Here is a 10,848-nt window from a genome sequence, read left to right as displayed (position 1 = left end):
CTAATGGATGGATGTGCCGGCAAGAGGCGGTGCCTCCGCGGCCGCTTCGTCGTCCAGATCGAATTCGCCGATCGCGCGCCCGGGCGCGGCAGCGGCCTCCTCGAGCAGCGCCACGTAGTGCCGCGCAAACTGCGCGACGAACGCCTCGTCGTAGAGTGCCGCCGCATAGGCAAACACGCAGTCGAGCCCCTGCTCACCGAGTCGCAGGACATCGAGGGCAAGTTCGAAGCGCGCCTCGATGGCGCTCGCGTCCGCATCGAGAAGCGAGCCGCGCACGCCGTCGAGCTCGAGCGCCGTGGCGAATTCGTCGTGCAGCACGAACTTGATCTGCGCGAGCGGGCTCACGCCCGGCGTAACGCCGGTGTGCCGATGCGCGTGCCGCGCGGCCACGAGCCGGTCGAACGGCACATCGGCGTTTGCCTGGGCGTCGATGCTGTCGTCGCGCACCGCGCGCAGCAGCGTCGCGAACGGCTGCGAGCCTTTCACCGATGCGCGCATGGGCAGCGTGTTCACGAAGAAGCCGACGAGATCCTCGGTCTCGACTCTGTCCCGCCCGGCCACCGGCACGGCAACGACGATGTCGCGCGCTCGGCTGTAGCGATAAAGCAGCGCGTAATACGCCGCGAGCAGCACCATGAAGAGCGTCGCGCGCTCGGCGCGCGCAAGCGCTTCGAGGCGCTCGGCAAGCATCGCTGGAATGCGCACGCGCATACGCACGGCACGCGGATCATAAGGCGCCCCGCGCTCATGCTCAGTCGGCAAATCGATGGGTTTGTCGTAACCGGCAAGGCGCTCCCGCCAATAATCGAGTTGCGCATCGAGCGCCGCGCGGCCACCGCCCGCAAAACGCTCGCGCTGCCACGCCGCGTAGTCGGCGTACTGCACCGGCAACGCTGGAAATGCCGGCACCTCGCCACGCCGCGCCGCCCTGTAGGCCGCGGCGAACTCGCGCAGCAGGATGTCGACCGACCAGCCGTCGACCGCGATATGGTGGATCGCGAAGTGCAGAAGATGAGACTGCGGCGAAAGCGCGAACAACGTGGCGCGCAAGAGCGGACCGCGCACGAGATCGAATGGCGCACGCGTGTGTTCGCGCAGCGCGGCGTCAAGCGCTTCGCGGCCCGCGCCGTGCAACCGGACGGCGGTCCAGTGCCATGCCGAGGCCGCCTGCTCGCGCGGCACGATCACCTGATGCGGCACATCGTCGATCTCGACGAAACGCGTACGCAGCGCTTCGTGCCGCCGCACGAGTGCGTCTATCGCCGCGCGCGCCGCATCGGGATCGAGCGGCCCGTCGAACGAGAGCGTCACCGGTACGTTGTAAGCCGGGCTGTCCGGATCGAGCCGCCACAGTATCCACAGCCGCTCCTGCGGCAACGCGAGCGGCGCCTCGCGGGCACCGCGGCACGCAAGCTCGGGCCCCGGCGTGCGCGCGCCGTCGCGCAACGGCGCGGCCCATCGCGCATCGAGCGCGGCGCCAAGGCTCGCGGGCGTCGGGTAGCTGAACATCAAGCCGAGCGGCACCTCTCGCGCGAACCGCTCCCGCAACCGCGAGGCCACCTTCAAGGCAAGCAGCGACCGGCCGCCGAGCGCGAAGAAATCGTCGGACGGCCCGGGCAGCGGCACGTCGAGCACGTCACACCAGATCTCGGCGATGGCGCGCGAGGTCGGCGTGAACGCGACGGCGGTCGCTTCGCCCTCACGGGCCGCGGCACCACGCGCGTCGTACACGGCAAACGGTGTCAGCACCTCGCTGCGCCACGCTTCCAGGCAGGCACTGCGCTGAAGCTTGCCGCTCGACGTGCGCGGCAGATCGCCGGGCTCGAGCAGCAGGATCAGGCCCACCTCGTAGCCGAACGTTTCACCGACGGCACCCGCAACCGCCGCGAAAACGGCCTGATGCGCGATCCGCCGGGCCCGCCCGCGAGGCACTTCCGCAGCCACGCCGATCATCTCCGCCCCATCGGCGCCTTCGACCGGGAACGCGGCAATACGGCCGCGCCGCAGCCACTCGACGCGCTCGGCCAGCACGCCCTCCAGATCCTGCGGATAGACGTTTTCGCCGCGCAACACGATCATGTCCTTGCGCCGCCCGCACACAAAGAGCTGGCCGCCCTGCACGAAACCGAGGTCGCCCGTGCGCAGCCATCGGCCCGCGAGCCCCGGCGAGCCGGAAACGCCATCGACGAACGCAGCAGCCGTCGCCTGATCGTTGCGCCAATAGCCATGAGCGATGCTCGCACCGCTGCACCAGATTTCGCCGACGCAGCCGTCGGGCAGCCGCTCGCACGTGTCGGGCCCGACAATGGCGAACGCATGATCCTGCGCCGGCTCCCCGCAGGCGACCACGGCCTTGCCATCGGCCACACCGAGCGGCGGCAACGCCTGCGGCACGGCGCGCGCCAGTGCCGACGCCGAAAAGCGCCGCTCGGGCGCACCGGCGCCCGCCCCGACGCCCGCAACGAACAACGTCGCTTCGGCAAGCCCATAGCACGGGTACATGGCGTGCCGATCGAGGCCATGCGGTGCAAAGCGCTCGACAAAACGATCGAACGTCGCCTGGCGGATGGGCTCCGATCCGCAAAACGCCACGCGCAGCGAAGAGAGATCGAGCCCCGCGAGTTGCGCGTCGCGCACGCGGTCCACACAGAGGCGAAACGCGAAGTCGGGGCCGCCTGTGTGCGTTGCGCGCTCTTTCGCCACGCCTGTGAGCCAGCGCGACGGGCGCTCGAGAAAATGCAGCGGCGAAGCAAGCGTCACTGGAAACCCGCAGAGCACCGGCATCAGCACTCCGGCAATCAAGCCCATGTCGTGATAGAGCGGCAGCCAGGAGAACATGCGGTCGCCGCGGCGGCAGTCCATCGCGCGCGCCATCACGGCCACGTTCGCGCACAGGTTCGCATGCCCGACCATCACGCCTTTCGGTGACGAAGTCGAACCCGAGGTGTACTGGAGAAACGCAATGGCATCGGGCTCCACGCACTCGACGCAAAACCCCTCGCCCGGCTCGATGTCTCGCGCGGACGCATCGACGAGCACCGCATCCCCGAGTCCGTTGCCGGCTACGACGGCAGCCAGCCCCGCGCGCGACGACGCGTCCAGCACCGCGATGCGCGCCGCGCAATCCCATGTCATGCGCCGCAGCCGCTCGATGTGCGCGCTGTGCTGTGCCTCGGGCGGATAGGCAGGCACCGCGATCATGCCCGCGTACTGGCACGCGAAGAACGACACCACATAGTCGAGCCCGCTCGGCAGCATCAGCAAGACGCGATCGCCGGCGCCGCCATGCCGGCGCAGCACGGCCGCGAGGCGGCGCGCGCCGGCGTCGAGCGCCGCGTAAGTCAACTCGCGCGCGTCCGCTTCGCCATCGGCGAGAAAGCGCACCGCCACCTGCTCCGGGTCCTGCTCCACACGGCTGCTCAATGCCGAGACGAGATCGTGCCCGGCCGGCTGCCGCGTGCCGAACGCTCGCTCGCCGGACTGTGCATCGTCGGTATTCGCCGCGGCGCGGTCGCACCGCCGCTCATCGGTCACAGTCATCCTTTCCTCCTCGATTACGCCATTCGATTACGCCATGGGTCGTACCTGGCGCGCGTCGCGCCGAGTCCGCCGCGCGGGCGAGCACGGCGAAACGAACGCGAACTCGTGCCGCCGCCCGCGCCTGTCGGGCAGGGCAGCGGCACTACGTCTTCATTGCGGGGAAAAGCGCGGCGTTTCTCGAGAACGCCTGCGTACCGATGGCGCGGCGCCTTCGACGGGCGCCGGCCGGTCTTGCGTCAGTAGGCGAAGCTGATGGGCGCGCCGCCGCGCGGGTGCGCGACGATGCCCATCGGCACGCCGTAGATCTCGGCGAGCGTCGCTTCTTCGATGAGATCCTGCGCGGGCCCGCTCGCGAGCAGCCTGCCGCCCTTGAGCGCGATGAGGTCGTCGCAAAAGCGCGCGGCCATGTTGACGTCGTGCAGCACGACGACGACACCGAGCCCGCGCTGCCGGCTCAGATCGCGCACGAGTGCGAGCACCTCGATCTGATGGGCGATGTCGAGTGCCGAGATCGGCTCGTCGAGCAGCAGGCACTGGCTATCCTGCGCGACGAGCATCGCGATCCAGGCGCGCTGCCGCTCACCGCCCGAGAGATTATCGACAGGCAGATCGGGGAAGCGCGCCATGTCCGTCAGCGCCATCGCCTCTTCCACCTTCGCCCGATCGTCGTCCGTGAAACGGCCGAGCGCGCCGTGCCAGGGGTAGCGGCCCAGCGCGACGAGTTCGCGTACGGTCATCCCGTTGGCCCCGGGCTGCTGCTGCGGCAGGTAGGCCACCCGCCGTGCGAACGCGCGGTTGTCCCACTCGTCGAGCGGACGTCCCTCGAACGAAAGCGAGCCCGAACTTGCCGCCTGCTGCCGCGCGAGCAGCTTGAGCAACGTCGACTTCCCGGAGCCGTTGTGGCCGATGAGGCCGCACACGCGGCTGGCGGGCAGCGTCATCGTGAGCGGATGCAGGAGGACGCGATCGCCTGCGGCGAACGACACACCGCTCAGTTCGTACATCGGATCGCCGAAGGTTTGCTGCGCGGGGACGACGAATGGATTCGCGTTCATGATGCGGAGATTCCGAGGTGGGGAGTGCCCGCGCCGCGGGATGCGGGCGCCGCATGCGCGATGGCGGCGCCCGGCCCTTCTTCGACGATATGGCCGAAATCGAGCTTGACGAAGCGGTCGGCGAGCGAGAAATAGCGGTCGTCGTGCGTGATGACGAGGACTGTTTTGCCCTTCGCCTTCAGTTCAGGCAGCAGGCGCCGATAGAACACGTCCTTGAAAAGCGGATCCTGGTCGGCCGCCCATTCGTCGAAGACGTAAAAAGGCCGGTCTTCGAGGTATGCCACGAGCAGCGCAAGCCGTTTGCGCTGGCCCTGCGAAAGCGCCAGCGTGGAGAAAACGCCGTCCTTGACGCTGACCTTGTGGTCGAGATGCAATTCGACGAGCAGCTGCTGCGCAAGCGCATCGAGGCCGGTTGAAGGCAGCCCCAGCAGGTCGTCGAACAGGAAGAAATCGCTGAACACGACTGAAAACTGCTGACGGTAGCGATCGCGATGCGCTTCGTCCACCGGCTTGCCGTCCAGCAACACGCGGCCGCTTTCCGGCGCGTAGAGGCCGACGAGCATCTTGGCGAGCGTCGTCTTGCCGCTGCCGTTGCCACCGATGAGAAAAACCACCTCGCCGGGCCGGAAGCTCAGGTCGATCGGCCCGAGCGTGAAGACCTCGTTTTCCTTTTCGCGGAAGTACCGGTGCGTGGCGCCTTCGAGCGCGATCGTCGAAAACGCGTGGACGGTAGCGGGTTCGAGCGTCTTCTCGGGCGGCAGCTCCGCGTTGACCTGCTCGATACGCTCGAGCGCGACGCGCGCGGAACTGAGGTTCGGGATGGCCGATAGCACGGCCTCGATCGGCATGATCATATAGACGAACACGATCGCGTAGCCCGACATCACGTGCGGGTCGACCTGGATGTAGCGCGCGAACACGAAAAGCGTGAGGCCGATGAACGCAAACAGAATGAAATTGCCCCAGCTCGAGGCCGCCGCATAGAGCATGTACCCGCGCGTGCGCTGAACGCGGACCGCTTCGACATTGGTCTCGAGCTTGTTCTCGATGAACGCCCGCTTGCGCTCGCGATGCAGCTTGAGCTCCTTCGCGCCGTCGAAAAGCGCGCGGAAGTGCTTGACGAGATCGTCCTCGCGCTTGCGCGAGGTGCGCAGATGAAACATCGCGCGCGTATGCGCATAGCGAAAGCCGGCCATGCCGAGCACGATCGAGACGACGGCCACGGCCAGGATCGGCCACGACAGATAGCCGAGATAGATGAGGCAGCCGACGATCACGGCGCTTTGCATCGCCAGCGCGGGCAGGCTCACGAAGAACACGACGATCGTGTCGAGGTCCTGCGTGAGCACCGCGAGCGACTTCGCCGCGCCCTGCTTCTCCAGGTGCGGATACGACGCCTCGCCGATACGCCGGATCGTGCGCATGCGCAGCGTCGCTTTCGCCTTCTGGCCGAGCCACATGAAAAGCGACTGGGCCAGCGTGCGCATCGCGAGCACGACGACGCCCACCGCAAGGAACTGCCAGCCGAGTCGCGCGAGCGCGTCGGCCGACGCGCCGAGCGCCTGATTCACGAGCGCAAGCAGCGCCGCGTTACCGAGGCCGCCGGCGACACTCGCTGCGAGCGCGGCGGCCAAGGCCCAACGAGATTTTCTTACCAGATGCAAAAGTAAGGACATGTATTTCCTTTGATGACAAGTGGAGCGCGAACCAGACGAGGCGACGGTTTCATGGCAGCCAGCCCGGCCTCGTGCACGAACAGCCCGCGCAGCTTGCCGAACTCATGCGCCCCCTTCGCCGGCGTGCGGCGCAAGCGCCTGCGCCCGCTCGGACGGGTGTCCGTGTTCGCGACCCCGCTCGTGCGCAAAATGCGGTTCTTCGAAGCGCGTGCGCGGCGCGCCAGCAGATGGCGGCACCGCCTGGGCCGCGCCTTGCACTGACGCTTCGGTCTGCATCCGCCCCTTTCGCTTGAGAAAGGGACACCGATCGCCCGCGGGCATGTTCGCGTCGTCGAGAAAATACTGCTTCCATTCGAGATTGCCCGGATCGCCGTAAAAACCCAGATCGGGGTGCGCGGGAATGTCGTCCCAGGTATCGAGGCGCTTGCGCACTTCGATGCGCGCCTCGCGGCCGATGACCTTGTTCGTGATCGTATCGACGAAGACGGAACGCGGCTGAAAGAGCAGCACCATGCCGGGCCCGAGGTTGCGACTGTGCCGGGCACGAAACGAGGGACATGCGCACACGACGAACATTTGCACGCCCGAGTACGAGAACTCCCAAGCCTCGTCGGAGGGTTCCGGCTGCTCGTCGGCCTGAGGATCCGGGTCCACGTCGTGCAACTGCTGCAGTATCCGCCAGAAAAACGCGCGGTATTCGTCGTGCGCGAGGGGCACCGCATCGGGCTCGAAGAAGACAGCCAGATTGTTTCTGCGGTACTGCGGCTGCGACGCGAGCGCAGCGAAGGTTTGCATCGTTGCCGGGAGACCGCGCGTGTCCTTGCCGTTTACGAACGAGTAGAACATTTCGCCGCGCCGCTCGGCCATCGTGCCGAAAAAGCACGGATACGCCGGATCGAGCACGTGCGTGCGCAACGTCGCATACGATGCGGCCAGCCACTCGGGAATCGATGCGGCCGGACCGGTCGCATGCCCCTCGATGACACGGCTGCGCCAGTTGTCCGCCACGAACGGCCGGCCCTTCGCGCTGCCGCCCGAGGGCTCGCCGAACATGCCTCCATTGCCTGCTTCCATCATTCGCTTCCTGTTCCACGGTTGAGCGCGACGCGCGCGCGGGCTTTCCCGTGCCTCCCGGCCGGGAACGTCGGTGCTGTTGTCGTGGGGAAGCGACGCCTTTCGTATCGATGTCTTTCATGTGGCGCCTCGAATAACGGGCATGACCCGGTGAGCGTCAGGCTGTCGCCGCCTGATCGAGCTCGGCAACGAGCGCGTCCACCCATTCGTTCGGGATGATCGGCTGATGATACGTACACTCCGACGAAGTCACGGTCGAACCGTGCAGACGGCCATCGGGGATCAACACCTTGTCGCCCACGTGCATCTCGAGCCGCATGCCGACATTGCCCCAAAAGAGCATGTCGCCCGCCTCGATCGTCACCAGGCGATGATCGTTGTGCACGTGTGTCGTCGAACACATCTCCATCGGCTCGACGAACGTCTCGCGGTCGATGTCGGGATATTCGGCATCGATGCGCGAGCTGATGCGATGCGCGAACGCGACATAATGGCGAATCGACGAGAGCCACCGCAGTTGCTCGCCGAGGTCCCAGCGCGCTCGCTCCGCGAGGCGCTCGGCCGCGACGATGCCCTGCACGCTCTGCCCATACGCGGCTGCACCGACATGCTCGGCCAGCCGCCACAGCGCTGTCGTGCAGCGCGCGACGAGCGCGCTCTTCAACGCCTCGGCATCGCCGGGTGCCCGGCCAGCCGGCTGCAGATGCGGGCAGGCGCGCTCGAGCGCGAGGCCGAACGCGAGCCATTCGGCCTGCGCGCCGAACGCGGCGCCCACGAGCCCGAACGCACGATCGGGACGCCGCCCGAGTGCATAGAGCAGATTGCACTTCGCCACGCTCGTAGGCAGATAGAACTGCCAGTACGCGTGCTGACGCCCAGTCACGCCGGCCATCGCCGCCACCCGTTCGAGTAACGCATCGCCGGGTGTGTCGGTATGCAGCGTGGGACGCTCCAGCGGGGGCAGAAAATCGAAAAAGCCGCTCGCCGCCGCGCGCGCCAGTGCGCGCCGCTTCGAAACCGCGAGCGACCACCGCTGCACCATGATGAAGCGCAGCCCTTCCTCGAGGTAGTCGTTGGCGACGAGGCGCGCGAACGTTTCGTTCCAGAAAGCCAGTTCGGTGTCGACGATAGCGGCAAGCCGTGCGCTCGCGGCCTCGGCCCGTTCGTTCGTATCGACATCTTTCGTCAGGTACTCGAACGCATAGGCCTCGAGAAACGGCGCGATCCGGGCGCCGAGCACGCGCGTGTGCTCGGCGTGAAACAGCGCGAAACGCTGCCATGCGTCGGGACCGGTTCCTGCCGGCGCACAGGCAATATCGAGCTCGTAGATCGACATCAGCGTGCGCCCCGAGGCGAGCGCGGGCAACCGGCTCACGTTGTGCGGGCGCACGGGCTTCATGAACCTGAGGAATTCGAAATCCTCCGGACGCAGCGGCCGGCGGTGAAAATCGTCGTCGAGCACGAGTTCGTCGACCGTCGCGCTGCGAAACGGCGCGGCTGCGGCAAATTCCTTGACGAGCGAGACGTAATGCTCGCTTTTGCCGTCGTACGGCGAGAAGTCGAAAAGCGGAAGCGAAGCTGAATGCGTGATCATCGGGTCCTTCTCCAGGTTGCCATCCTCAATCGTTCGCGAGCCGGCGAATCGCGAGCGCCGGTGCACGCGTCTATCGGTTCGTCGCCGCCGATGCGGCCAACGCAGGCCCGGCGGCGGTGCCCGACTCGCCCGTCATCGCGACGAGCACGCGGCGCTTGCCCTCGTACGGCGCGCGGCCGTGCGACATGAGCACGTTGTCGAGCACCATCAGATCGCCGGAGCGCCACGGAAACGAGAGCATCGTTTCGCGATAAACGCCGCGAATCTCGTCGAGCATCGAAGCCTCGATCGGCGTGCCATCGCCGAAGCAGGTATTGCGCGGCAGACGGTCTTCGTCCACGACTTCCAACAGCGCCTCGCACAGCGGGCCTGGCAGATTCGAGGAGTGAAAGAGATGCGCCTGGTTGAACCAGACGCGCTCGCCGGTCGCGGGGTGATCCAGCTCGGACTGGCAGATCTCGCGCGTGCGCAGCGCTTCGCCATCGTCGAGCCATTCATGGTCGATGCCGTGCGCGCGGCAGTAGCGGTCCACATCGGCGCGCTCGTTCGTACCGAATACCTGTTGCCACGGCACATCGAGACCATTGCCGTAGTTGCGCACGTACATCACGCCGCGTTGCGCGAACCGCCGGCGCAGCGACGGCGAAAGCCGCTCGTAGACGAGCCGGCTGTCCGCCACCGGCGTCGCGCCGCCGCGCTCCGCCGCGATATCGCTGTAAAACCAGATCCGGGCGGGCCAACGGCGCGTGTAGGACTGCTCGTTATGCTGGTCGATCCACTGGTCGGCGGGGTATTCCGTCGACGAGTAAACACGGTTCTCGATGCGGCTTCGCGGCGTGGAGCCGAATTCGTAATCCAGGGGACGACCGAAATGCGAGACGAAGCGGTCGAAGCCGCCCACGCCTGCCGGCTCGAAGCCGCGCAGCAATGCGCCGCCGTAGCGGGGCAGTGCCGCCTCGATGCACGCGCGCAAGGCGGCAAGGCTTTCGTCGAGCGGGCTGCCGTCCAGGGCTTCGATCACGGCCACCCGGCTGCCGTTGTGTTCCAGCGCCTGCTCCCTGAACGGGACGGCGCGGGTCAATGACATCATGAACGCTCTCCGGCGAAAGATTGGCAAGCATCGCCTGCGCCATGGCCGCGCGGCACCAACATGGCCTGAAGGGAGGCCGACACGGCGGCCAGTACGGCCTCCGGCGCATCGGCAACGAAGAAATGCCCGCCTTCGAAACGACGAATCGCACAATCGGCGAGCGTCTCGGCGGACCATGCTTCGACGTCGGCCGCATGACCGGTTGCGGGATCGTCATGCCCGATGAAGACGTCGATCGGACAATCGAGCGGCCGAAAGCCGGACGCCACACGCATCGCGAGATGCATCGGATGCACACCGCACAGATGGAAATCGGCCCGCAGCACGGGCAGCATGAAATCGATGAATTCGTGATCGTCGAGCAGCACGGCGGGCGTGCCGCCGCGCTGGCGCAAGCGTTCGACGAGGACGTCGCGAGCGCATGCGAGCCAGCCCGTCTCGACCGCGCGGCGCGCGGGCGAGACCGTGCCGGATGCGCCGAACCAGACCGGATCGGCGCATCCGCGCAACCGCAGCGCATGGGCCAGCTCCAGCCCCACGAGGGCGCCCATGCTATGCCCGAATATTGCGAACGGCCGGCGTGCGCCCACGATACCGGCCACCTCGTCGGCCACGGCACCGACGAGCGCGGGCCAATCGGCGAGAAGCGGCCGAGCATGCTTTGCACCGTGCCCCGGAAGATCAAGTGCATGCACCTCGACGAACGAGGGTAGCCGGCGTGGCCAGTCTCGATAGAGCGCCGCGCTGCCACCCGCGTGCGCGAGGCACACGAGCTTCACCACCGGCCCGGCCGCGCAGCTTTGCGTCGCGGCGGGCATC

At 67.3% G+C, this 10,848-nt stretch carries 7 protein-coding genes; all 7 read right to left on the bottom strand.

Annotated features, from left to right (window positions below; all coding sequences use genetic code 11):
* The 7 genes from U0034_RS18640 to U0034_RS18610 all read right to left on the bottom strand — a co-directional run bounded on the left by U0034_RS18640 (position 1) and on the right by U0034_RS18610 (position 10,847).
* Positions 1-3,540 carry a condensation domain-containing protein gene (locus U0034_RS18640; protein WP_085229585.1) on the bottom strand — a complete coding sequence of 1,180 codons (3,540 nt, stop codon included), beginning with the start codon at positions 3,538-3,540 and terminating at the stop codon, positions 1-3.
* Between the two features lie 236 nt (positions 3,541-3,776).
* Positions 3,777-4,595 carry an ATP-binding cassette domain-containing protein gene (locus U0034_RS18635; RefSeq protein ID WP_085229584.1) on the bottom strand — a complete coding sequence of 273 codons (819 nt, stop codon included), beginning with the start codon at positions 4,593-4,595 and terminating at the stop codon, positions 3,777-3,779.
* Positions 4,592-6,271 carry a cyclic peptide export ABC transporter gene (locus tag U0034_RS18630; RefSeq protein ID WP_085229583.1) on the bottom strand — a complete coding sequence of 560 codons (1,680 nt, stop codon included), beginning with the start codon at positions 6,269-6,271 and terminating at the stop codon, positions 4,592-4,594. The genes U0034_RS18635 and U0034_RS18630 overlap by 4 nt, the downstream gene beginning before the upstream one ends.
* A gap of 102 nt (positions 6,272-6,373) precedes the next feature.
* Positions 6,374-7,345, bottom strand: a complete 972-nt coding sequence (locus U0034_RS18625) for a YqcI/YcgG family protein (protein WP_085229610.1) — start codon at positions 7,343-7,345, stop codon at positions 6,374-6,376.
* 157 nt (positions 7,346-7,502) lie between these two features.
* Positions 7,503-8,939, bottom strand: coding sequence for a cupin domain-containing protein (locus U0034_RS18620; RefSeq protein ID WP_085229609.1), 1,437 nt, complete (start codon positions 8,937-8,939; stop codon positions 7,503-7,505).
* A gap of 70 nt (positions 8,940-9,009) precedes the next feature.
* The gene (locus tag U0034_RS18615) at positions 9,010-10,026 is read right to left on the bottom strand and encodes a TauD/TfdA family dioxygenase (protein ID WP_170151702.1); all 1,017 of its coding nucleotides are present in this window, start codon (positions 10,024-10,026) and stop codon (positions 9,010-9,012) included.
* On the bottom strand, positions 10,026-10,847 hold the full coding sequence (locus U0034_RS18610; RefSeq protein WP_085229581.1) for a thioesterase II family protein: 822 nt from the start codon (positions 10,845-10,847) through the stop codon (positions 10,026-10,028). The genes U0034_RS18615 and U0034_RS18610 overlap by 1 nt, the downstream gene beginning before the upstream one ends.
* Between the last annotated feature and the right edge of the window lies 1 nt (position 10,848).

Origin of the sequence: Trinickia caryophylli (assembly GCF_034424545.1) — a bacterium.
In the GTDB taxonomy this organism is placed as follows: domain Bacteria; phylum Pseudomonadota; class Gammaproteobacteria; order Burkholderiales; family Burkholderiaceae; genus Trinickia; species Trinickia caryophylli.
Note: the sequence above shows the minus strand (reverse complement) of the source record. Positions and strands in the feature narration are given on the sequence as shown.